Source organism: Streptomyces sp. NPDC090088, from assembly GCF_044747345.1.
GTDB lineage: Bacteria > Actinomycetota > Actinomycetes > Streptomycetales > Streptomycetaceae > Streptomyces.
The window spans coordinates 67,530-90,958 of record NZ_JBIVDZ010000017.1; the positions used below are offsets into that span (position 1 = coordinate 67,530).

Below are 23,429 nucleotides of genomic sequence, written 5' to 3' on the forward strand. Positions count from 1 at the left end.
GCTGGCCGTAGCCCCGTCCGCCGTGGCGCCGGCCAGGCAGCAGCGAGGGAGATCCAGATGTCCCAGAGTACCGAGGGCAAGCCCGTGCAGCCGGGTGTCGCCGAGGCCAACAGGGCGGTGCTGCGGCGTTTCCCGTTCGACGACACCCGGGACCTGGAAGACGCACGGCGCGGCTTCATGGGCACGGCGCAGGAGAGCGTCGTCAAGGATGCCGACGGCCGCGCGGTGTGGGACCTCGGCGCGTACGGCTTCCTCGACCAGGACTGTCCGGACACGGCCAACCCGAGCCTGTGGCGGCAGAGCCGACTCTGCTCGGAGCACGGCCTGTTCGAGGTGGCCGAGGGTATCCACCAGGTACGCGGCTTCGACCTGTCGAACATGACGATCGTGGAGGGCGAGCGGGGCGTCCTCGTCATCGATCCGCTGCTCACCGCCGAGACCGCCGCGGCGGCCCTGGCCCTGTACCGCGCCCACCGAGGCGACCGCCCCGTGACCGCCGTCCTGTACACGCACAGCCACGCCGACCACTTCGGCGGCGTGCGGGGTGTCCTCACCGACGAGGACGTGGCCGGCGGGGTCCCCGTCCTCGCTCCGCACGGCTTCCTCCGGCACGCCGTCAGCGAGAACGTCTACGCCGGTACGGCCATGAACCGCCGCGCCGCCTACATGTACGGCGCCGCGCTGCCGAAGGGGGCGCGCGGGCAGATCGGCACCGGCCTCGGGCAGACCCTGTCGACCGGCACGGTCGGCCTGATCCCGCCCACGGTGGACATCGCGCGCACCGGGCAGACGGAGACCGTGGACGGTGTCCGCATGGTCTTCCAGCTCACTCCGGGCACCGAGGCGCCGGCGGAGCTGAACATCCACTTCCCCGACCACGCGGCGCTGTGCATGGCGGAGAACGCCACCCACAACCTGCACAACCTGCTGACGCTGCGGGGTGCCGTGGTGCGCAACCCACGCGTCTGGGCGCACTACCTCACCGAGGCCATCGGCCTCTTCGGCGCCTCCGTGGACCTCGCCTTCGCCTCCCACCACTGGCCGACCTGGGGCCGGGACCGGGTGGTGGAGTTCCTCTCCGGGCAGCGCGACCTCTACGCGTACCTGCACGACCAGACCCTGCGCATGCTCAACCAGGGTTTCACCGCACCGGAGATCGCCGAACGCATGGAACTGCCCCCGGCGCTGGAGCGGGCCTGGCACACCCACGGCTACTACGGGTCCGTCAGCCACAACACCAAGGCGATCTACCAGCGTTATCTCGGCTGGTTCGACGGCAATCCGGCTCACCTCTGGGAGCACCCCCCGGTCGAGGCCGCGCGGCGGTACGTGGAGTTCATGGGCGGCGCCGACGAGGTGCTGCGCCGCGCCCGGCGGTCGTACGCCGACGGCGACTTCCGCTGGGTGGCACAGGTCCTCGGCCACGTCGTGTTCGCCGACCCGGACCACGCCGAAGCCCGCGAGCTCCAGGCCGACGCCCTGGAACAGCTCGGCTACGGCAGCGAGAACGGCACCTGGCGCAACTTCTACCTGATGGGCGCCTACGAACTGCGCAACGGATCGGTCGGTACCCCCACCTCCACCGTCTCGCCCGACCTGCTCGCCGCGCTCACCCTCGACCAGCTCCTGGACTCCCTCGCCATCCGGGTCGACGGACCACGCAGCTGGGACGCCGACATCACGGTCCGCTGGAACGTCAAGGACGGCACCCCCGTCACCATGCGACTGCGCAACGGTGTCCTCACCCACGTCACCGGCACCGGCACGGCCGCCCCCGCCCCGGACGTCGAGTTCACCCTCACCGAGACCGACCTGCGGGCCGTCGTGCTCGGCACCCTCCCGCCCGCCGCCCTGTCGGCACGCGACGACATCAAGATCACCGGCGACGCCGGCAAACTGACCGAACTCCTCGGCCACCTCACCGCCCCCGACCCGGACTTCGCCATCGTCACCCCGTAACACCGCCCTGGTCAGAGCATGACCCGAGACTTCACCCAGACTTGAACAGCATCCGGCCGGAGCCGCAGCCCACCGTGACCTTCTCGACCGAATTTCCCGGACGCCCCCGTGACGCCCTGGGGGGACCGGTTGCTCAGAGCCAGTCCTTCCGCTTGAAAATGAAGTACAGGCTGGTACATACGATCGCCATCAGGATGATTGCGAAGGGGTATCCCCACACCCAGTGCAACTCCGGCATCTCCCGGAAGTTCATGCCGTAGATCGTGCCGACGAGGGTCGGGGCGAAGAGGATGGCGGCCCAGGAGGAGATCTTCTTGAAGTTGTCTACATAACGGCGCTGACCTGCAACGATGCTGCTGTTGACGTGCCTGGCCTGCGTCGATGTATCTTCCGCGGTCTTTCAGGCTTGGGTCGCGTTACGAAGTCGGTTCTCCCCACGCGCTCCCCAAGGCGGTTCATTCCCCCCAGATTCTCCCCACGGCTTGCAGTGGCCAGCTCAGTGGTCGCGCTGACGCTCGGTCCGTATCGAGCGCCACCACAGGAACGCAGAGTGACAGAGAGGGTGGGGAGGAAGGCTGTCTCGTTGCGTAGTCGGGCGCTCGGTTCGCGGACATGGGCGGGCCCGCGCTGCTCCTGAAGGAGTCGGCGCGGGCCCTGGATCGGTGCTGGGTGTCAGTGCAGTGCGCCGACTTCGGTCGCCGAGAGTGTGCGTGGGTAGACGTGGAGGTCGGTGACGGAGCCGGGGAAGGCGAGGTAGGGGGTGGTGGCGGAGGCGCTGTTAATGCAGCCGCCGATGGTGAGGGGCAGGGAGGAGTCGTACTGGGGGCTGAGGTTGGTGGCGGTTCCGATGAGGTTGCCGTTCTGGTAGAGGGCCATGTTTCCGGTGGTGGTGGCTCCCGGGACGGGTGCCCGGAAGGTGGCGACGAGGTGGGTCCAGGTACCGGTCGGGCCGCTGTTGGGGTCGCCTTCGGCGGTGGGGAAGTCGGAGTTCTCGTCGTTGGTGGTGGTGGTCTGGAACATCCAGGCGGCGCTGGGTTTGTCGTAGGAGAGGTAGAAGGCTTGGTGCTGGGTGGTGCCCTGGCAGACGGCGGTGGTGCCGAGTGCTGAGTTGATCTTCACCCAGGCCGAGACGGTGTAGTCGCCGAGGGTGTTGACCGCGCTCTGCTTGCTCTTGAGGAAGCCGGTGCTGCCGTCGAAGGCGACGCTGCCGGACATCCCGCTGGGTGCGTCCGTGTTGAAGGTGGCGGTGCCGGTCGGGGTGAGGGGGTTGAGGGAGGCGGTGTCGGTGCCGTTGGCGGCGAGTTTCCAGTCGTCCTCGGGCATGCCGTTCTGCCAGCCGCTGGGGACGATCACGCTGCCCGCGTCGGCGTCGCTCGCTGTCATGGCGTAGGGGTAGACCTGGACGTCCGAGACGGAGCCGGGGAAGGCGTTGTACGGGGAGGTCGCGGCGGGGTCGTTGACGCAGCCGCCGATGGTCAGGGGCATGGAGGAGTCGTACTGCGGGGTGAGGTTGGTGGCGGTCCCCATGAGGGTGCCGTTCTGGTAGATGGACATGACGCCGGTGCTGTCGTCGCCGTCGACGGGTGCGGTGTAGGTGACGAGGAGGTGGGTCCAGGTGCCGAGGGCTCCGGTGCCGGCGTCTCCTTCGGCGGTGGGGAAGTCGGAGCTGTCGTCGTTGGTGGTCGTGGTCTGGAACATCCAGCCCTGGTTGCCGCGGTCGTAGCCGAGGTAGAACGCCTGGTGCTGACTGGTTCCCTCGCAGATGGCGGTGGCGGGGCCTGCTGCCGAGTCGAGTTTCACCCAGGCGGAGACGGTGTAGTCGGCGAGGGTGTTGACGGCGGTGTGGTCGCTTTCCAGGAATCCGGTGCTGCCGTCGAAGGAGGTGGCGGCGGCGGGGGCGTTGAGCGCATCGGGTCCCGCAGCGTTGAAGGTCGCCCCGCCGACCGCCGTGAACGGGTTGTCGCCGCGCTGGTCGGTGCCGTCGGCGGCCAGCTCCCACTCGTTGTCGGGGGTGTCGCTGCCGGTGGAGACCGGGACGATCAGGTTTGGCGCGATGGCGATGGCATCAGTGTTGTTCGTGTCGCTGAGGTAGCGGGCGGCCAGGTCGTCGTAATAGGTGCTGGAAGGGGTGCCGTTGGTCAGGTCGGCGGCTTTGACGGTGGAGGATGTAGCTGTGCCGTCTGTGGAGACTGCTGCGGCGAAGTCGATGACCTGGCCCCCGAAGAGGTCGGGTAGTTGGCTGTTGACCTGCTCGCGTGCCGCTTCCTGCGTCGCCGTGCCTGGATGGGCGGCGGTGAACGGTGGGATGGTGGTGATGTAGACGGTGATGTTGGAGTTCTCCGTCACCGACTGATGGTCGTCGTATGGCTGCCCGTCGTCGGTGGTATATGAGCTCAGCTGGCTGTTGAGCGAGGTCAGTCCGCTCTCGACGCTTTTGGCGCAGGCGTCGGCGCTACCGGTGCAGTTGAGCAGGTCGGTGGCGCCGGTGGAGACGAGGACGGTGCGCACATTGCCTTGGGTCAGGACGTTGCGGTCCAGGGGGTTGAGCGCGTTGACCGGCCTGTCGCTGTAGGTGATCTGCGGCAGCTGGTTGTTGTTCAGGCTGGTGCTGTTGGTTCCCGCGTTGAGTACGCCGTAGTCGACGGAGTTGTCCCCGTTGGTGTCGCTGACCAGAGCGTTGGTGATGGCGTCGCTGAGATGGTAGGGGCTGCTACTGGTGCCTGCGGTGTCACCGTTGATGTTCTGGTCGCCGTAGAGGACCACCGCGCCGGTAGGAGTGGAGGTGGGGGTGGTGACGTCGATTCCGGTCAGGTACGGAAGGCCGGTGAACGTCGTCTGCGTGTAGTTCGCGGCTGAGGTGTCAAGAGTCCGGTTGGCTGCGTCGCTGATCCACACGGGTGTCCGTGCCGTGGCGTGACCGGGCAGGGCCGTGACCGAGGCGTGCACCTGAAGGCTGACCAGCACGGTTCCCTGCTGTGCGACGGCCAGGCTCACGGGGTCGCTGGTGGCGTCGGCGCCTGCAGGGATGGTGACGGAGGTAAGACCACCGAAGGCCAGCGCCGCGGGTGCTGCAGTTGTCGTGGCGCCGCCTGCGGTGGTGTCCTGCAGGGCCACGGAGGCCGCGTCGAAGGTCACGGGTGTGGTGCCCATGGCGTTGGACAGGTGGATGCGGACACCGTTGCCGTCGTCGGTACCGATGCTGACGTGTGCCGGGATGCGCAGGGTCTGCTTCCCGTTGGCAATGGCCGTGGTGCCGCCGGACTGCTGCACCTTGGCGGTGTCCTGGGCGGAGGACCAGGTGCCGACCCAGTGCTGGGTGTTGGATCCGCTACTGGTGAGGGCCATCGGGCGTATGCCCATCCCGAGGATGTGCAAGGCCGGCTGGTTCTGCTGAACGCCGTTGGTGAACAGCGGCAGGGAGATACTGCTGATGACCGAGCCCGGGCATTGCAGCGGAACGCTGATGGCGTAGATCTTGGGCCCGGCAGCCGGGCTGGTCTGGGTGTTGTCGTGATGGTTCTCGTGGACCAGCGTGAGCGCGGCAGCTGAGGCGGGGCCGCTGAGCCACTCGGGCACAGTGTCCAGCTGGTAGGGCTGGATGGGGTCGCCGCCTGGGCGGCAGTTGTCCTTGGCGTAGGTGATGGTGCCGTTGGTGCCCGTGGCGGCGCCGCCGGTGGCGAAGGCGAGGAATACCAGGGCGTCACCGGTGTTCACTATGCCACTGTCCGGCAGGGTGACGGTCTGGCCGGAGGCCAGCATATTGTCGTAGGTGCCGGTGCCGAACTTCGGCAGGGTGATGGTGGCGCCGTCGACGGTCACTGTCTTGCCGCTCTGCCAGCCGGAGGTACTCGTCAGGTCGGCGGAGTTGATGCTGTTGCCGGATCCGTCGGCGTCGGCCGGGCTGGTCGTGGTGGTGAAGGTGCTCGTCGCGGTGTTGTTCAGGCAGCTGCTGGTGTCGTTGATCGCGCAGGTCAGCGCCGGGGCGAGTCGCAGTACGTCGATGCCCGCCTGGAACCCGGCCGACTTGGAGTTGTTGCTGGTCAGGGTGAGGGTCAGAGTGTGTACACCCTGTTTGAGGGTGAGTAGTTGGCCGTTGGCGTCCTTGGGCATGCCGAGGTCGACGAAGTGGGTGGTGGTGTAGGAGCTGTAGGCGTCGTAGTCGCTGAGCAGTGTTGTCTGGGTACTCTTGCCCGCGTCCAGGACCAGTCGGTAGATGCCGTAGTCCTTGGCCTTGGTCAGGTTGACTCCGAAGCTCCAGGGGCCGTCCTTGGGGATGTCGAAGCTGAAGGTCGCGCTGTCGCCGGAGACGACCTTCGAGGTGGTGCTTTTGTTGGCGAGCCAGGCTTGGTAGCCGTCGGCGAACTCGTAGCCGCTGCCAGCGGCCTGGCTGATCAGCTGGCCGCCCTTGGTGGTGGTAGTCGCTTTGGGTACGGCTGTGGTGGTGCCGTCGGTGTTGGTCGCCGTCCACCCGGCGATCATCTTGTCGCCGTAGGCGTAGGTCGGGGTGCTGGTGCCGGCGTAGAAGGCGTAGGACGTCTGGACGGAGGTCGAGCCGGCCTGGTCCACCGCCTTGGCGTACAGCGTGTGAGGACCTGTGGTGCCAGGGGCGAAGGAGGGGGAGGCGCTGCCGTTGACGACCGACGTTCCGGTACCGGGGCCGTTGTCCGACGTGACGTAGTACGCCTGGCCCGGCACGATCTTGGTCGTGGCGGTCAAATGGATGACGTTGCTGCTGCTGTAGACGGTGTTGCCGAGTGTGGCGTCCAGAGCGAACAGGTATCCGGTGATGTTGTTGGTGTGTTTGTTGCCGAGCGTGAAGGTGCCCTTGTCGCCGAAGGCGGCGCCGATCTGGCCTGCCGGGAACTGGCTGGAGGTCACTGTGGGCGGGGGTGGCGCGAGGGTGTCCACGGTGAAGGTCTGGGTCTTGGTCCATGTTCCTGATCCGGTGCCGGCCCAGTAGCCCGCTGCGTTCTGCGCGGTGGCCTTCCAGGTGTAGGTGCCGTCGGGCAGGCTCGGGGTTGTCCAGTCGCTGCCGTTGGTGTTGTACCGGGCGCGTTTCTTGGAGTCGGTGCTGGGGCCGAAGCCTTGGTGGATCAGGGTGCCGGAGGAGTTGTAGACGTTGTACTCGATGCGGACCAGCTCGCTGCCCCCGGCCAGGTCGGGGTTGACCGCGCGGGCGGAAAGTGTCGGGGTGTGGGTGGTGGTCATTGTCTTGCCCAGGTTCACCGTGGACGGCTTGATGGCTGGGGTGCCGGTGCCGTTCTTGAGTTTGGGCCGGTAGCTGTAGGTGACCGACATGGTGGCGCCGCCGCCGTAGGCGAGCTGCTTCCACTGGGAGGCGTCGTTCATGTCGGGTGACTGGACCATCAGCGTCATGCTGCTCCAGCTGCCGGCCGCTGCGCTCTGGGCCCGGGAGGTCACGTCGAATTCGAGTGAGGGCGGGCTGACCCAGGAGTTGGCACCGTCGGTGACTGGGCAGGTGCCGGCCTCGTGGCTCTTGGGGTTCGTGCCCAGTGCGCCGGTACGGCTGGCGGGTTCGTTGCCCCAGTACAGCTTGGAGGAGCTCCATCCTGCGGGGCGGTCGGTGCCGTAGACGGCGGCGGGGGTGTCGGAGCAGGAGGCGGCGGAGAGCTGCTTCACGTACAGCGAGGCGTGGCTGACCACGGCGCCTTTGATGCCGCTGGTGTTGATCTGGTAGTAGGTGCGGGCCCGTTCGCCGTTGCCCGGCGTGTTGTTGTCCCACCCTTCGCGCGCGTTGGTGGCGCCTGTGGTGGACGTCGAGTTGTAGACGTTCCACCCGTTGTCGGAGATCCGGGCCCAGTCCAGCTGGGAGGGCTTGCCGCTCCACTCCGGGTCCACGTAGACGGGGTAGACGGTGCTCTTGGAGGAGAGCAACTTCCTGTCCAGGCCGAGTAGTTGCTTGCGCGGTTTCAGGTTCACGCGGACCTGGGCGCGGTGGCCGCCGGCCTTGCCCGACGCCTGGTGCTCGGCTCGTGCCGACGACACGGTCTTGGTGTGTGCCAGGGGCGTGTGCGTGGCTTTCTGCCCTGCGCTGTCCCACATCAGCGCGGTGTCGCTGTGGAAGACGGTCTCGCTCGTGTGCTTGTCCGTGGCCTGAACACCACCGTTGGGGGTGGCGGAGAGCTTGAGGCCGGACGAGGCAGTGTTGAGCGTGAGGCTCTTCAGTCGGGGATCGGCTGCGGCCTTGGGGGTCTTGACCACCAGGATCGAGGAGTAGCCCGAGGCGTCCGCGGTCAGCTGGAGATCGACCTGGGGCAGCACGTCCGGGTAGGTGGCGGTGTCACCGGAGACCACCGGCCTGGGCAGGGCGGTCGGCCAGGAGAAGCCCAGCCTGTCGGCCCCGCTGCGCATGGTGACAAGTGCGCCGAATCCGCCGTCGGAGAACGTCACGTCCGTGACGGCGGCTTTGGGTCCCCAGGTCCCGTTGGCGTGCCGTACCAGGGTGGTGTCGATGGGGACCCATTTCCCTTGCTGCTGTACGCGCTGCGGCATGGATGAGTCAGTCCGGGTGAAGGTGCCGTCCGGGTTGGCCACCACCTGCGTACCGGTGCCCGTGAGCGAGTCGATGGTCACCGGCTGGCCAGTGGCCTTCGCCTGCTGGGACGCCCACTCTGTTGCGTTGAGGCTGCGGGTGACGGACCGCGAGTCGTCGCGCTGCGAGGTGGCCTTGGAGGAGGAACTTGGCGTATCCAGCGGCCCGGCGTGGGCGGGTGCGATGGCGGCCAGCGATCCGGCAGCCAGGGCTGCGACGACGAACGCCGCAATCGGTCTGGACGCGGGGTGTCTGGCATGCGGAGATGTGCGAGAGGCGGACATGTGGGGTCGGAGTCCTTCGCAGGTGTCGTGCGGTTCCCCCCGTGGGCCCCGCGCCGTTGTGCATTCTGTGGGGCCGGTGTGAAGGCGGTCCATCGTCAATTGATCGACAAGTGCCCGCGTAGGGTCCGCTTTTGGCGACTACAGACCAACTTGCGGTCCAGGCTGTGGAGTTCCTTTGCTTTTCCTCTGGGAACGCTTTGCCTTCGGGGTTGAGGTCAAGCCCTAGCGTGATCGTGTGCGGGGGATGTGATCAATGTGTGCCTCCGCTGTGGCGTGCACTCAAGTCACCTAATTTGCAAGCAAGTTGGGTGGTCTGGGACCGGGGAGGGGACGCACAGCATGGCGCGGATATCGGGGCGGAGACGCGGTCGCGCGGCTTGGACGACGCGGCGGGTTCGGCACACGGCAGCGGTGGTGGCCGGTGCCTTGATGGTGGGCCTGCTGCCCGCCGGGGTCGCCGCGGCAACACCCTCTGAGCAGCGGCACGCAACGGCTCCTGCGGCACCGCAGAACAAGCGGGTGCCCTTGGTCCACTCCAGACCCGGGTGGGGCTCCACCTCGAAGCGTTTCCAGCACTTCGATCCCGGCGGTCACGCGAAGCTACCCGGGGCGGGCAGCTCCGTGGTCACTCTGCCGGTCCGCGCCGCTTCTGCGCGGCTGGCAGCCAAGGCTACCGAGGTGCGGGCCAAGGGCACGCCCGTACTGCTGGGTGACGTGGCAGGAGCGGGGTCAAAAGCTGCCGCCCTCACCGGATCGCAGCGGGTGCGGGTGACCGTGCTGGACCAGAAGACCGCACAGACCGTCGGCGTGCACGGTGTGCTCTTCACTCTCCAGCGCACCAGTGCTGGGGGCGGAAAGGTCGACCTGCGGGTTGATGACTCCTCGTTCCGTTACGCCTTCGGCGGTGACTTTGCTTCGCGCCTGCACCTGGTTCAGCTGCCCGCCTGCGCGCTGACCACGCCGAAGCTGGCGAAGTGCCAGACCCAGAGTGCGGTGCGCACCGCCCCCGGAACACCACTGTCCGCCCAGGTCACTCTTCCTGGGCCGAGGCCGGTGGCGTCGAATGTCGTCGGCTCGGCCCGTTCGGCGACGGCGTCGTCCGGTGCGATGGTGGTCATGGCGGCGGCCGCGGGTTCGTCGGGTTCGTCGGGTGACTACTCGGCGACCAGCCTGTCACCGGGCGGTTCTTGGTCGGTCTCCGGCAACACCGGTGCGTTCACCTACAGCTATCCGATCTCGGTGCCGCCAGCGATCGGCGGCACGGTCCCGAACGTCGATCTATTCTACAACTCCTCCAGCCAGGACGCGCGCACCGAGGGGACGAACAACCAGTCCTCATGGCTGGGCGACGGCTGGAGCTCGGCGGAGAACTACGTTGAGCGCACGTACAAGTCCTGCAAGGACGACTCGTCGTCCGGGGCCCCGGACAACGACGGCGACCAGTGCTGGGCGGGGCAGATCCTCACCCTCTCACTGAACGGCAAGTCCACCGAGGTCGTCTACGACGACTCGACCAAGACGTTCCACCCCGCCGACGACAGCTCCACCATCAAGATCGAGGACCTCACCGGCGCCACGAACGGTACAAAGAACGGGGAGTACTTCAAGGTCACCGAAGGAGGAGTGCAGTACTTCTTCGGCCGCAACCGCCTGCCTGGCTGGACCAGCGGCAAGGACGAGACGAAGTCGGTGTGGACCGAACCGGTCTACCACGCGCACAGCGGCATCTCCGACTGCCCGGACAGCACCGACTTCGCCGCCACCTCCTGCACGCTGGGCTACCGCTTCAACCTCGACTACGTGGTCGACACTCACAGCAACGCCACCGCCTGGTACTACTCCCCGGAAACGGGCTACTACGGCGCGGACATGAAGAACACCGCGGTCGCGTACATCCGCGGCGGCACCGTGTCCCGCATCGACTACGGCATGACCGCTTCGACGATCTACTCGGCCACCGCGCCGGAGCAGATCGTCTTCGACGCCTCGGCCGAACGCTGCATCCCGGGCACCCCGTCCGGGAACACGTGCGCGGACACTCAGTTCACCACGGCCAACGCCGCGTACTGGCCGGACGTACCGGTGGACCTGAACTGCGCCTCGGGCTCGACGAACTGCACCAACCACGGCCCGAGCTTCTGGTCCCGCAAGCGCCTGACCTCGATCACCACCCAGATCCAATCGGGCGGGGCGACCCAGCAGGTCGACAAGTACACCTTCACCCAGTCCTTCCCCGACGGCGGCGACCACGCCCCGACACTGTGGCTGGACTCCATCAAACGCACCGGCCTGGACACCCTTGGCGGCGCCTCGGGCAGCTCCTCCACCCCGGCGGTGAGCTTCGACCCGCCGCTGCAGCTGCCCAACAGGGTCGGGACGATCCCGCAGATGCCGCTGATGTACCACGACCGGATCCAGGTGGTCACCAGCGAGGCCGGCGCGCAGACGACGGTCACCTACGACCGCCCCGACTGTTCCAAAGCACCGGCGAGCGACCCCAACGACCCCACAGACGCGGTCGCCAAGACCTTCGCCTCCACCAACACGCTGTCCTGCTTCCCGGTGTACTGGACCCCTGACGGACAGCCCGCGCCGTGGATGGACTGGTTCTACAAGTACAAGGTCACCTCGGTGGTCACCGAGGACCCGAACAACTCCTACCAGGACGGCACCCAGCCCAAGCTGGAGACGGACTACGTCTACAAGGGCAACCCCGGCTGGCACTACGACGACAACGAGACCGTCAAGGCGAAGAACCGCACCTGGGGCCAGTTCCGGGGCTATCCGGAAGTGGACGTCACCACCGGCGACCCCACCGTGTTCCACAAGACGGACGGTGTCGCGGGGCACGACCAGAAGACGCTGACGAAGACGTACTACTTCCTGGGCATGAACAGCGACACCCTGCCCGGCGGCAAGACCCGCTCGGTTCCGGCGCTGACCAGCCAGGACGGTGCCACCTCGGTCGCCGACGACAACGCGCTGGCGGGGCAGACCTTCGAGACCGACACCTACGCCAGTGCCACGGGCAGCCTGGACAAGGCCGTGGTCAATGTGCCCACGATCATCGGTCCCACGGCCAGCCGCACCCGCAGCGGTCTGCCGGACCTGACGGCGCAGATGGCCCGCCCTGCCAAGACGCTGACCCGGCAGGCCGTTTCCTATGGCTGGCGCAAGACCGAGACCGACACCTTCTACAACACCGCTCTGGGCAAGTCGACCACGGGCATGGCCGTGCAGGTCGACGACCGCGGCGAGACCACAGCAAGCGGCAACGTCGCCAAGTGCACCTACAACCACTACCTCACCGGCAGCCTCGACACCCTGGTGCTGGCCGCCGAGACCCTCACCACGGCCCAGGACTGCTCCACCGCGGGTGCCACCCCCAGCGGCACCCTGATCTCCGACACCCGCACGTCCTACGACAGCAACGGCTTCGCCTACGACGGCGACGGGCAGACGAATCCCGCCCTGCCCAAGACCGGTGACGCCACCCTCGTCCAGGGAGCATCTGCCGCGAGCGGCGCCACCGCGACCGCCTTCGTCGACAAGACCGCCACCACCTACGACTCCTACGGCCGCACGACGAAGGTCACCCGAACCCCCAAGTCCACGTCACCGGACGGCAAGAGCCTCGCCCAGTCCGTCTTCACCGCCTACACCCCGGCCAGCGGTGCGCTGCCCACCAGCAGCACGACCGTCACCCAGGTCACGCCCGGCGTGGACTGCTCCGCGGTCACCGTCTCGTCCAAGGACTGCCAGCTCGCCAGCAGCACCCTGGACCCGTCCCGGGAGCTGCCCACCGCCAAGACAGATGCGGCCGGCAAGCTCACCTCGCTCACCTACGACGCACTCGGCCGCCTGACCGGGGTGTGGCTGCCCAACGAGATCAAAGCCAACAGCGCGCCGGCGAACACCACCTATACCTACAGCATCTCCCAGTCGGCACCCTCGGTCGTCGCCTCCAATGCCCTTCTCGACAATGGCAGTTACCAGACCAGCGAGACGCTGTACGACGCGTTGCTGCGGCCCCTGCAGGTTCAGAAGACCGGTGAGAACTCGAGCACGGCGGTCACGGACACCCAGTACGACTCCCACGGCTGGACGGTCGTCACCAACAACAACTACAGCGTCTCGGGCAGCCCCCGCAGCAGTCTGATCTCCGTCTCCCAGGTGACCATCCCTGACGCCACCGTCACCGACTACGACGGGCAGGGCCGCGCCGGCCTGGTCACCGAGGAACACAACGGACTCAAGACCTGGAGTACGGCCACCGCCTACACCGGGGACAAGACCACCGTCCTGCCGCCCAAGGGCGGAGTCGCCTCGACCACGTTGGTCGATGCACGCGGCCAGACCACCGAACTGGACCAGTACACCGCCCCGCCCACACTGACCGGGTCCGCGACCGCCGGATTCACCGCCACCGGCGGCACCACCTCGGCCACCACCTACCAGTACACGGCTGCCGGGCAGCAGCACCAGGTCACCGGCCCCGACAAAACGGTCTGGACGTTCGACTACGACCTGCTGGGACGCAAGAAGTCCCAGACCGACCCGGACACGGGCGGGAGCAGCTACGGGTACGACGACGCCGGCAACCTGATCTCCACCACCGACGCCAAGCAGGTCGAACTCGACTACACCTACGACCTCCTGGGCCGCAAGCTCACCGCGACGGACAAGGCCAAGTCGAACTTCCAGTTCGCGTCCTGGACCTACGACACCCTGCGCATCGGCCTGCCGACCTCCTCCACCCGCTACGTCCAGGGCACCACCGGCGGCTACACGGTCGCCACCACCGGCTACAGCAGCCTAGGCAAGCCGACAGGCACTCAGATCACGCTGCCGGCGTCCGAGGCACCGCTGCCCTCGATCTACAAAACAACCTATTCCTACACGCCCAATGACCAACTGCTCGCTTCGCAGACCGACCCCCGCGCCCAGGGCCTGAGCAACGAGACCATCACCTACGACCGCGACGTACTCGGCAACCCGACCGGCTCGGGAAGCAGCACCTTCGTCATTACCGGGACCGTGTACACCGACTACGGTCAGCCGTCACGGGTCACCATGGGAGCCTCGACCAACACGGCCACGGTCACCTATGACTACGACGACCAGACCCTCCGCCTGAAGGAACGAGTGGTCAGCCGGACCCAGGCGCCCGGCCCGACGGTCGACGACACCAACTACACCTATGACGCCTCCGGCAACCCCACCTCCACCATCGACCAGCAGTCGGAGACCGGCAACACCGTCACCGACCAGCAGTGCTACGGCTACGACACATTGGACCGGCTCACCGATGCCTGGACGGCCAACAACTGCAGCGTCAACCCGCCGACCAGCAGCACACTTACCACGACGGCTGGCTCCTACTGGCAGACGTTCAACTACGACGCCATCGGCAATCGGCACCAGAGCATCGACCACGCCATCGGCACCACTGCCAGCAGCGTCACCACCACCTACGCCGATGGCTGCATCGCCAACTGCAACTCCACGGGAGCCCAGCCCCACACCCTGACCGCCACCACCGGCGGCACCAACCCGACCACGTTCGGGTACGACGAAGACGGCAACCTGCACACCCGCACCCCCACCACCGGTCCCGGCCAGACCCTGACCTGGGACGACGAGGGCCACCTGGCCCAGGTGGACACCACCGGCGCCACCCTCACGAGCACCAAGTACCTCTACGACGCCGACGGCAACCAGCTCATCCGCCGCGACCCCGGCCAGACCACCCTCTTCGCCGGCGACACCGAGATCGTCGTCAACACCAGCGTCACCCCCAACACCCTGCTGGGCGCCGTCCGCATGTACAGCCACGGCGGCACAGGCTCCCCCGTCGCCATGAGCTCCAGTCTCTCCGGCGGGGGAGTGAAGTACCTCTTCAACGACGCCCATGGCACGTCGACCCTGGCGATGGACGCCAGCACCCAGCAGGTCGCCCGCCAGCAGTACACCCCCTACGGACAGCCAAGAGCCAGCGCCAACACCGTCACCTGGCCCGACCCCACCCACTCCTACCTCGGCAAACCACAAGACAAGAACACCGGCTACACCGACGTCGGCGCCCGCAAGTACGACCCCAACCTCGGAAGCTTCATCAGCGCCGACCCCATCTTCGAAGCCTCCAGCCCTCAGGAACTCGGCGGCTACACCTATGCCGCCGGCAATCCGGTGACAGGCAGCGACCCGACCGGCACCATCAGGGTGAACTCCGACGGTACCCAGTGCAGCGGCGGCTGGAATGAATGCGGCCCTGGCACCGTGAGCACCGGTGGCGGGTCGACGACGGAAGCCACCACCACGAGTCACGGAAGTGGTGGCCTCGGGGGCTGGTTCGGTGGCGTGGTCAGTACCGTGGTCGACCAGGCCAAGAAGACCATCGTCAACATGGTGGCGTCCCCCTACCTCCAGTACGAATCAGACAAGCAGTGCTTCACCAGCGGCGACAACTGCACATCGCTGCTTTCTCAAATCGACCCCAGCTTCGCCGCCTCCAATGCGGTAGTGGGTCGCGGGTCTGAGATCTATGGCGACTTCGCCCACGGCAGAACCGCCGAAGGCACCGGAAAGCTGCTGTTCGACGCGGCCTCGCTCGTCGTCACGCGCGGTGAGGGTGAAGCGGTCGAAGCCGAAGCCGCAGAAGCCAGAACCGTGGCCAAACCGGTGAAGTGCAGCTTCGCCCCCGCCACTCTCGTTCTCATAGCCAACGGCAAAACCAAACCCATCCGTGACGTCAAACCCGGCGACAAGGTCGAAGCCGCAGACCCCGAAACCGGAAAACACCAAGGCACCCGCACCGTCCAGCACGTGTGGATCAACCACGACCACGACCTGCTCGACCTCACCATCCGCACCAAGAACGGCCAAACCGCCACCCTCCACACCACCGCCAACCACCCCTTCTGGAACGACACCACCCACACCTGGGTCCCCGCCGGCAAACTCCACCACGGCGACACCCTCAACACCGCCACCAACGGCCACGCCTACGTCGACGCCGTCCATCCCACCTCCGGCACGGCAAACCGCTGGAACCTCACCGTCGAGCAACTCCACACGTACTATGTGGTGGCGGGCGGCGTCTCGATCTTGGTTCACAATACTGGTTGCCCCAATGATCCGGTGGTCCTGTATCGATCTCCGGGGACGGGTAACAGGGCCAGTGAGGCGAATGGGCTGAATGCGGCCAACCATGGTGGTGATCATCCGACCGCGTACCTCTCGAATCTCCCGGAGGGGGCTGCTCATTATGCAGGAAATGGTCATGATCTCGGGATGCATGTGTTCACCATGAAGCCGGGCTTTCGAGAGGCGTTCGGCAATAAGGAATTCCCGCTTGAGAATTCAATGGGGCTGACCGAGGGGTTGACTGAGTGGAGGATTCCGGCGGATCGGTTCGATGAATTCAATTCCTATATTGATCACGATTTGACAGAATGGTGGGATGCGGCCGACGGGCATTTCTTCGCGCCTCCGGGATCGATACATTCTCCGTGATGCTGTCGGGGTGGGGTGATTCCGGGGGAGAGTCGTCTCACTCACCGCATGGGAAAGGTAGAGCTCAGGTGACTGAGTCTGGTAGTTCTGAGCGGTTCGATCGCTTCGTGGAGCGCTTGAGCTCGGCTCTTGGTGCTGCTCCAGAAGTTCGTGAGGTCACACCGCGTGTCCCAGCCGATGGGCGGGTCTACTCGGTGGTGTTTGCGGATAGGCCCAAGTCGGGGCTTATTACCGGTATCACATATGGACTCTCGTCGCTGGTCGGTTCGCCGGCCTTCGGGCGTGAGCTTTGCATCACCATGCGTTCGGGTAATCGGGAATGGGCTATGGTCCCGGCGATCACCGTGGCTGCATTGCGCGGCTTGTGTCCCTTTGTGTCGGGGATGGTCATCGGATATGAAAAGCCATATGTTGAAGGGTCGGGCTTGAGTAGCCTTCTGCTTGGATCGCCTGAACCTAGGCTGCACTTGGAGCAGGGGATTAACCTTGCAGCCTTGCCGGGCAGGGATGCTGATGATTTCGTAGAAATCGTCGGAGCGTATCCGATCTATCCGTCGGAGAGGAAGTTTTTCCATGCCCGTGGAGCGGAAATGGCATGGAGCTCTGAATGGGATCCAACCAATCCGCTTCGTCCCGCCCTGGTCTGATGGCAGAGAGGCCCCACCGGAGGTTTCCCGGTGGGGCTCCCGAGGCGTCTGACGGCAGTAGTTGACGGCAACGTCAGCGGACGGGTGCTGTAGAAGACGGCGGATCGTCGCCATCGTCGGGCTTGGCTCCAGTTTCGGTGAGGTCGCCGAGTGCGTGTCCGAGGAGGTCGATAGCCTGGCGCTGGAGTCGGAGGCGGACGTGAGCGTAGACCGTCGCGGTCACCCCGATGTGCGCGTGGCCCAGGAGCTCCCGGTCATGGGCGACCTCGACCTCCATGGCATCCCCGTTGGAGTGCAGCAGGGAGGCGGTGGGGACCCCGCGCTCCACGGGGTCTGCCGCTGTGCCGGGCGCGCCCGCTTCAGGGCCGCGCCATCCGGTCCACCTTGGTGGGCCGCATTGGCCTCACTCTCAACGGCCGAGGGCGTTCTGCAGCTGCTTCTTGGTCATCGAGGAGCGGCCGTCGATGTTGCGGTCCTTCGCCTCCTCGTAGAGCTGGTCCTTGGTCGGGCCCTGCGCACCGCTGTGCGAGCGCTGCCCGCCGCGCTGGGACGCGGACTTGGGGTCACGGGTCGAGGTCTTGCTCGCGGTCTTCGACTCGCCGGACCTTGCCCGCTCCTTGTTGACCGTCCGCGCGGCGATCTCCTTGGCCCGTCCGGCGGACTCCCCCCGGTCCTGGGCGCTCTTCTTGATGTGTTCGTACTGTCGTTCCCGCTTGGAACTCGATCCGGCAGGCATGCTGCTCCTCCTTGCCGTACTCGACGAGACTGGACGGCGCCGCTGCTGGGGCTGCCAACGTCTCGGGTTCCCCGAAGCTGTCGTTCGACCCGCGAACCCTCCCGCTCCGCGTCAGCCGGTGAGCAACATCTCCCGGACTGCTCTGACGCGCAACTCCTCCAGCGTGTTCATCTGCCGTTCGGCTCGTGCGATCAGTCCGTCGAGCCCCTGCTCGTCGATGCGGCCGTCCGCCTCGGCCAGGGCGCGCAGCGTGCGCCAGCCGAGTTCCTTGCCCGTCACCCCCAGCCGGAGGAACTCAAGTTCGATCACCAGCGTCAGAGGTGAACGCCTGCAAAGGCGCCCATTGCTCTTGAGACGCCCCAGCCGCTCGGCCGCGCCGGATGCCGCGACCTTGTAGCGGCGCCGCGGCACGCCAGGCTCCGCATGATGCGCAGCAGGCTCGCGCGGTCCTCGGCGATCTCGTCGGCGAGATGCCGCAGCGGTTCCGCGTAGGGCGGGTCGCGATGCGAGCGGGCCGCGAACCGGGAGCGTCCGGCTCCGACCGTGGCACCTGCCAGATGGTCGTTGAGGTAGATCCCAAGCAGGTCCGTGCGGGCCCGGTGGATCTGCGGGCGTATGCCCGGCGTCGGTGTCTTCATGGCTCGTGCCCTCTCGCTTCTCTCCACCCACGTGCGGCGGTCTTGCACGAGTACCCGTACGGGACCCGTCCGGCCCCTCGCCTTCGGGGGACAGGACCACCGGGCGCCGCTCCCGGCGGGAGCCGTCCGAGCCATCTGTCTCAGCCGTGGCCGTCGGAGTGCGGGACGAGGACGTCGCAGGGGTGCTCGACCTTCGCGTCCGGCACGTCCTTGACGTTCCCGGTACGCGGTCCTCGGCGAACGGCGGCCGTCACGATCGCTCCTTTCGCGCCGCTCCGGTCCGCGGACCGGAAGGCGGCTGAGTGGGCCGGGGCCGGTTCATGCCGGGTCCTCGCGCGCGATTCCGGTGAATCGGGCTGAAGGGATGGGGTGCCGGGTCGACCTCGAACAGGTCGGTGCGTGTCGCCACGGCAGGACGGGAACTCGGCGGCCATGAAAACCGAGCAAGTGCTCCGCGGGTCGTACTGGATCGAGACCGCCCCGGGCGTCGAGCCCACTCTCCCGCCGTCCGGGGATCTCGCCGTCGAGGTCGCGGTGATCGGTGGCGGTGTCGCGGGGCTCAGCACCGCCTGGGAGCTGGCCCGGCGCGGCCACGAAGTGGCCGTACTGGAGGCCGACAGGATCGCTGCCGGGGGCACCGGCCACACGACGGCCAAGCTGACCGCGCTGCACACCCTGCTCTACGATCATCTGCGCCGCACCCGTGGCCGCGAGGGCGCCCGGCTGTATGCCGACTCGCAGTCCGCGGCGATCCGCCGGGCCGCCGAGATCGTGGCCGACCTGGAGATCGAGTGCGAGTGGGAGCAGGCAGCCGCCTGCACGTACGTGGAGAACCCGCGGCGCGTGACACAGCTGCGGGCGGAAGCCGAGGCGGCGCGGGAGGCGGGCCTGCCGGCCGAGTTCGTCACCGAAACGGAGCTTCCCTACCCGGTGGCGGGCGCCGTCCGGGTGACTGGCCAGGCACAGTTCCATCCCGTGAAGTACCTGCGTGCCCTGGCCGGCGACCTGCGTCGCCACGGCGGCACCGTGTACGAGGGAACGCGCGTCACGGCCTCACCGAAGGCGAACCCTGCGTCCTGGCGACCGACACGGGAGTGTCGGTGCGGGCCCGCGAGGTCGTGGTCGCCACGCACTATCCCGTCTTCGACCGGGCCCTGCTGTTCACCCGTCCATCCTGGAGGCCGCCAAGCAGGTGGGGGCCACCCTGAAGCGCGCCGGGCACAAGTTCGCGCTCGCCGGGAGCGTGGCGGTCTACGCCCACGGTGGCAGCGGCACACTCCAGCACGACGCCGACTTCTGCGTGCTGCCCGAGGAGGCCGAGGCGGTGGCTGGGTCGCTGCGGTCGGCCGGTCTCACCGTGCGGGTGCCCCCGGAGGACTGGCTGCTGAAGACCACCTGCCTCGGCCAGGACGTCGACATCATCTTCGAGCTCGCTCACCGGCCGGTGACCGTGGACCTGCTGGCCCGCGCCGAGGAGATCCCGGTCGACTCGGTGCACATGCCCGTCCTGTCGGCGACCGACCTGCTGGTGAATCTGAGCACCGCCTTCTCGGAGCACCACTGCGACTTCGGCGCCGTACTACCAGTCGCCCGGTCCCTGCGCGAGAAGGTCGACTGGCAGGAGGTGCGCCGCAGTTGCGGGGACGAGCCGATGCCCGCCGCCTTCCTCTACCTGCTGGAGCGGCTGCATGTCATCGGCCCCGACCAGGAACGGGAGCAGCGATGAACCTCGAATACCGCGTGGCCCACGTCACCGAGCGGCTCGCGGCGGGTTCCTGCGGCGAGCTGGGGGTGCGGGCCGAGATCCGCGGCGAGGCGGTCCTGCTGACGGGCACGGTGCCGTCCGCCGGATGCCGCGAGGACATCCTTCGTGTCGCCCACGAGGACCTGGCGGGCGTGCCCGTGCACTGCGATCTCGTCGTCGCCGAGACCTCCCCGCCCGACCATTCCGAGGAGCTGACATGACCCGGGTCGCGGTCGTCGGCGACATCCATATGGGCCTCGACAGCCAGGGCACCCTCCGGCCCGCCTTCGAGACCCTGCCCGACTGCGCCGACATCCTCCTGCTGGCCGGTGACCTCACCCGGCACGGCACGCCCGAGGAGGCCCGGGTGGTCGCCCGCGAGATCAAGGACCTCGGCGTCCCCGTCGTCGCCGTCCTCGGCAACCACGACCACCACGACGACCATCCCGACGAGGTCACCGCCATCCTGCGGGAGGCCGGAGCACACGTCCTGGAGGGCCAGGCGACCGTCGTGACCCACGGCGATCTACGGATCGGCGTGGCCGGCACCAAGGGGTTCGGCGGCGGGTTCGTGGGCCGGTGCGCCCCCGAGTTCGGAGAGCCCGCGATGAAGGAGTTCGTACGGTACTCACGCCACCGCGCCGACGGCCTGCGCGCGGCCCTGAAGGAACTCCACGGGTACGAGTGCGACGCGCGGATCGCCCTGACCCACTTCGCCCCCGTGCCTGACACCCTGGCCGGAGAACCCTTGGAGATCTACCCGTTCCTCGGCAGCTACCTCCTCGCCGAGGCCATCGACACAGCGGGCGCCGACCTCGCCGTCCACGGACACGCCCATGCCGGCACCGAACACGGCATGACTGGCGGCGGCGTGAAGGTGCGCAACGTCGCCCAGCCCGTCATCGGGCGGGCCTTCCACATCTACTCCCTGGACTCGTGTCGGCCCGGGGAGGGACTGCGCACGAGGGGTACCCGGTTGCCGACAGACACCAACGAACAGTGAGAAGGGGACCGGTCATGGCCCAGCATGTGCGCGACATCATGACGAGCGACCTTGTGACCGTCGAACCGCAGGCATCGGTGACCTCCGTGGCCCGGCTGATGCGCGATGAGGACGTCGGCGCCGTCCTGGTGACCGAGGAAGGACATCTGCGGTGTCTGGTGAGCGACCGCGACCTGGTGGTGCGGGCCTTCGCCGAAGGCGTCGACCCCGAGCAGACGACGGTGATGCAGGCCGCCAGCGACGACCTGATCACCATCACCCCGGACGACAGCCTGGACCGAGCGGTCCGGCTGATGCGCGAGCACGCCGTACGGAGACTCCCCGTCGTCGAGGGCGACCGGCCGGTGGGCATCCTCGCCCTGGGCGACCTTGCGATGGAACGAGACGAGGAATCCGCCCTCGGCGACATCAGCGTGGCCCGGCCCAACACGTGAAGACTTGGCGCCAGCCAGTCAGCCGGGGGCCGGCAGGTCGGTGCCACAGGCGGCCTGGTCGCATGCTAGGTCCGTGTACGGGATGAGATCCGACGCGAACTGCGCCGCACCGGAACCGACCTGTCCTCGATCACAGAATGGTCCTGGCGGGGCCGGCTTGACACGGCCGGTGCATAGTCCGAGACATACGGTGCGGCGAGTGCGCGGTGTGCGGCGAGAGTCTGTGGGTATTCGGCTCGGGTTGGTGAGGGAGCGGCGTACCACCTGGGGAGGTCGAGCGCCGCTCCCTGCCGACGGTCGGACTTGGGGAAGGTGCCAGCGATGAGTCGGCTACGGAGTCGGCTGCGCGACGGGCTCGCCCTGTGCGTCAGCTGTCGGCGCGCGCTGTGACGTCGTCCGCCACCCGCTTCATTCCCTCTGACCAGGCGGGCGATGGCGCTCGGGGACTTCGGGAGGCCGATCCGATCGGCGCCCTGGAGGGCCTTGGCGTCGAAATACGGCGCCACTTCGGGCCAGAGGCCCTGGGCTTCCCGAAGGGAGATGTCCGCGCCGGCGGGCCCGATGCCGGGTAGTTCGCGCAGCAGGCGCTTGCATTCCTCGTTGTCGCCGCCGGTGGCCTCCCGGAGCCTGTGTAGGTCGCCGCCGTACTGCTCCAGCAGCCGGTCGGCGGCTTCGCCGAGGCGTCCACCCCCTGGTGCCCGGTGGCTTCACGCATGCGCTTCGGGTTACATCCCGTCATTGCACAGGGCGCGTGCGGCGTCCGTGGCCACGGACGCCCTGACACGTGCGCTGAGCAGGTGGGCGAGCACCAGCAATTGGTAGAGGGGCTGCGGCGTGTGCGGAGTAGGGCGTCGGCCCTGGCCTGTTCCGTCGCGGTCGGCATGATCGCATCACTCCCTTCACCCGGTGCGGCACTCCCGCGACGAGTCCTACCAGGCCGCCCGGCAGACCGCCGAACGCGTCGAGGCGATCGGCCGCGCCATGGCGGCCGGCCATGCCCGCCACCGGGTGCAGCAGGGGACACTCGCCGCCGGCGCCGGAGAGAACGTCGTCAACGACGCCTACCTCGTCCCGCGCGAGGCGGCGGCGGAGTTCCGTTCGCGGGTCCTCGACACCGTCCAGGACCTGCCCGGCGTACGGATCGACGTCACCGGGCCGTGGGCGCCCTACTCCTTCGCCACCCCGCCCGGTGCGGAGACTCCCGCGACGGACCCGGCGCCATGAGCGCGGTCGAGCGGCCGCCCGGTGCCGAACCACTGGCCCAGCGCCAGGTGGCCCTCATCGACCTCCTCGACCGCCTGCTGAGCGGAGGTGTCGTAGTCACCGGGGATCTGGTCCTGTCGATCGCCGACATCGACCTGGTCCGGATCTCGCTGCGCGCCCTGATCGTCTCCGTGAGCGCCCGGAACCCGTCACCGTGGCCGACACCGGCCCGCCCCGAGGACGCGTCATGACGGACGCGGCCGCCGACCGACACTCCGGTCCCGGCGGCCCGGACCGGCTGGCCGAGGTCACAGCGGCGGCGGCCCGGGCCTTCCGGCTGCTGCCCGCCGTACCGGACGACACCCGGGAGCCGGGACCGCCGCGCCCGGCCCGCCGTATCAGCGCGGACCCGGACACCGTCGAACGTGACCTGGTCAGGCTCGTTCTCACGCTGGTCGAACTGCTGCGGCAGCTCATGGAACGGCAGGCGCTGCACCGGGTCGACCAGGGGGATCTCACCGAGGAGCAGGAAGAACGGCTGGGCTCGACCCTCATGATCCTCCACGACCGCATGTCCGACCTGTGCGCCACCTACGGTCTGACCATGGAGGACCTCAACCTGGACCTCGGCCCACTCGGCACCCTTCTTCCGCCGGCGCGCCCCGACTGACGATCGCCATTCCGTTTCAGCGTCCGACAGGGGGGTTACCCGG

Annotated in this window: 15 protein-coding genes and 2 pseudogenes; 11 read left to right on the forward strand and 6 right to left on the reverse strand. The window is 67.7% G+C overall.

What is annotated here, in order from left to right:
• The first annotated feature begins 57 nt into the window (after nucleotides 1–57).
• Entirely contained in the window at nucleotides 58–1,959 is a 1,902-nt protein-coding gene (locus ACIPSJ_RS51010; protein ID WP_401357109.1) for an alkyl/aryl-sulfatase, read from the forward strand.
• Between the two features lie 133 nt (nucleotides 1,960–2,092).
• On the opposite strand, the pseudogene ACIPSJ_RS51015 reads toward ACIPSJ_RS51010, so the two are convergent.
• Nucleotides 2,093–2,284, reverse strand: a pseudogene (locus ACIPSJ_RS51015) (CorA family divalent cation transporter); the annotation flags it as partial.
• A 347-nt stretch (nucleotides 2,285–2,631) separates the two neighbouring features.
• Nucleotides 2,632–8,553, reverse strand: a complete 5,922-nt coding sequence (locus tag ACIPSJ_RS51020) for a LamG-like jellyroll fold domain-containing protein (protein ID WP_401357112.1) — start codon at nucleotides 8,551–8,553, stop codon at nucleotides 2,632–2,634.
• Nucleotides 8,554–9,417: 864 nt separating this feature from the next.
• Here ACIPSJ_RS51020 and ACIPSJ_RS51025 point away from each other — a divergent pair.
• Nucleotides 9,418–16,311, forward strand: a complete 6,894-nt coding sequence (locus ACIPSJ_RS51025) for an RHS repeat-associated core domain-containing protein (protein WP_401357115.1) — start codon at nucleotides 9,418–9,420, stop codon at nucleotides 16,309–16,311.
• A gap of 107 nt (nucleotides 16,312–16,418) precedes the next feature.
• Nucleotides 16,419–16,958 (forward strand): hypothetical protein, encoded by a 540-nt coding sequence (locus tag ACIPSJ_RS51030; RefSeq protein WP_401357118.1) that lies wholly within the window; start codon nucleotides 16,419–16,421, stop codon nucleotides 16,956–16,958.
• Between the two features lie 73 nt (nucleotides 16,959–17,031).
• On the opposite strand, the gene ACIPSJ_RS51035 is transcribed toward ACIPSJ_RS51030, so the two are convergent.
• The 4 genes from ACIPSJ_RS51035 to ACIPSJ_RS51050 form a co-directional block, all read right to left on the reverse strand.
• Complete coding sequence (locus tag ACIPSJ_RS51035) at nucleotides 17,032–17,286, reverse strand: hypothetical protein (RefSeq protein WP_401357120.1); 255 nt, start codon at nucleotides 17,284–17,286, stop codon at nucleotides 17,032–17,034.
• An 81-nt stretch (nucleotides 17,287–17,367) separates the two neighbouring features.
• On the reverse strand, nucleotides 17,368–17,694 hold the full coding sequence (locus ACIPSJ_RS51040) for a plasmid stabilization protein (RefSeq protein ID WP_401357122.1): 327 nt from the start codon (nucleotides 17,692–17,694) through the stop codon (nucleotides 17,368–17,370).
• A gap of 111 nt (nucleotides 17,695–17,805) precedes the next feature.
• Nucleotides 17,806–18,003: a hypothetical protein gene (locus ACIPSJ_RS51045; protein WP_401357124.1), complete on the reverse strand. Its 198-nt coding sequence runs from the start codon at nucleotides 18,001–18,003 to the stop codon at nucleotides 17,806–17,808.
• A 5-nt stretch (nucleotides 18,004–18,008) separates the two neighbouring features.
• Nucleotides 18,009–18,332 carry a hypothetical protein gene (locus tag ACIPSJ_RS51050; protein ID WP_401357127.1) on the reverse strand — a complete coding sequence of 108 codons (324 nt, stop codon included), beginning with the start codon at nucleotides 18,330–18,332 and terminating at the stop codon, nucleotides 18,009–18,011.
• A gap of 432 nt (nucleotides 18,333–18,764) precedes the next feature.
• On the opposite strand from ACIPSJ_RS51050, the pseudogene ACIPSJ_RS51055 reads away from it, so the two are divergent.
• The 8 genes and pseudogenes from ACIPSJ_RS51055 to ACIPSJ_RS51090 form a co-directional block, all read left to right on the forward strand.
• Nucleotides 18,765–19,513 (forward strand): annotated as a pseudogene (locus tag ACIPSJ_RS51055) (NAD(P)/FAD-dependent oxidoreductase); the annotation flags it as partial.
• Nucleotides 19,402–20,058 carry a hypothetical protein gene (locus tag ACIPSJ_RS51060; RefSeq protein ID WP_401357197.1) on the forward strand — a complete coding sequence of 219 codons (657 nt, stop codon included), beginning with the start codon at nucleotides 19,402–19,404 and terminating at the stop codon, nucleotides 20,056–20,058. The pseudogene ACIPSJ_RS51055 and the gene ACIPSJ_RS51060, both read left to right, overlap by 112 nt.
• Entirely contained in the window at nucleotides 20,055–20,297 is a 243-nt protein-coding gene (locus tag ACIPSJ_RS51065) for a BON domain-containing protein (RefSeq protein ID WP_401357130.1), read from the forward strand. Before ACIPSJ_RS51060 ends, ACIPSJ_RS51065 begins: the two co-directional genes overlap by 4 nt.
• Complete coding sequence (locus ACIPSJ_RS51070; RefSeq protein ID WP_401357132.1) at nucleotides 20,294–21,079, forward strand: metallophosphoesterase; 786 nt, start codon at nucleotides 20,294–20,296, stop codon at nucleotides 21,077–21,079. Before ACIPSJ_RS51065 ends, ACIPSJ_RS51070 begins: the two co-directional genes overlap by 4 nt.
• 14 nt (nucleotides 21,080–21,093) lie before the next feature.
• A complete protein-coding gene (locus ACIPSJ_RS51075; protein ID WP_401357135.1) occupies nucleotides 21,094–21,513 on the forward strand; it encodes a CBS domain-containing protein in 420 nt (139 codons plus the stop codon).
• A gap of 906 nt (nucleotides 21,514–22,419) precedes the next feature.
• A complete protein-coding gene (locus ACIPSJ_RS51080; RefSeq protein ID WP_401357137.1) occupies nucleotides 22,420–22,737 on the forward strand; it encodes a GvpL/GvpF family gas vesicle protein in 318 nt (105 codons plus the stop codon).
• Nucleotides 22,734–22,967 (forward strand): gas vesicle protein, encoded by a 234-nt coding sequence (locus ACIPSJ_RS51085; RefSeq protein ID WP_401357139.1) that lies wholly within the window; start codon nucleotides 22,734–22,736, stop codon nucleotides 22,965–22,967. Before ACIPSJ_RS51080 ends, ACIPSJ_RS51085 begins: the two co-directional genes overlap by 4 nt.
• Nucleotides 22,964–23,386 carry a gas vesicle protein K gene (locus ACIPSJ_RS51090; protein ID WP_401357142.1) on the forward strand — a complete coding sequence of 141 codons (423 nt, stop codon included), beginning with the start codon at nucleotides 22,964–22,966 and terminating at the stop codon, nucleotides 23,384–23,386. The genes ACIPSJ_RS51085 and ACIPSJ_RS51090 overlap by 4 nt, the downstream gene beginning before the upstream one ends.
• Nucleotides 23,387–23,429: the final 43 nt, after the last annotated feature.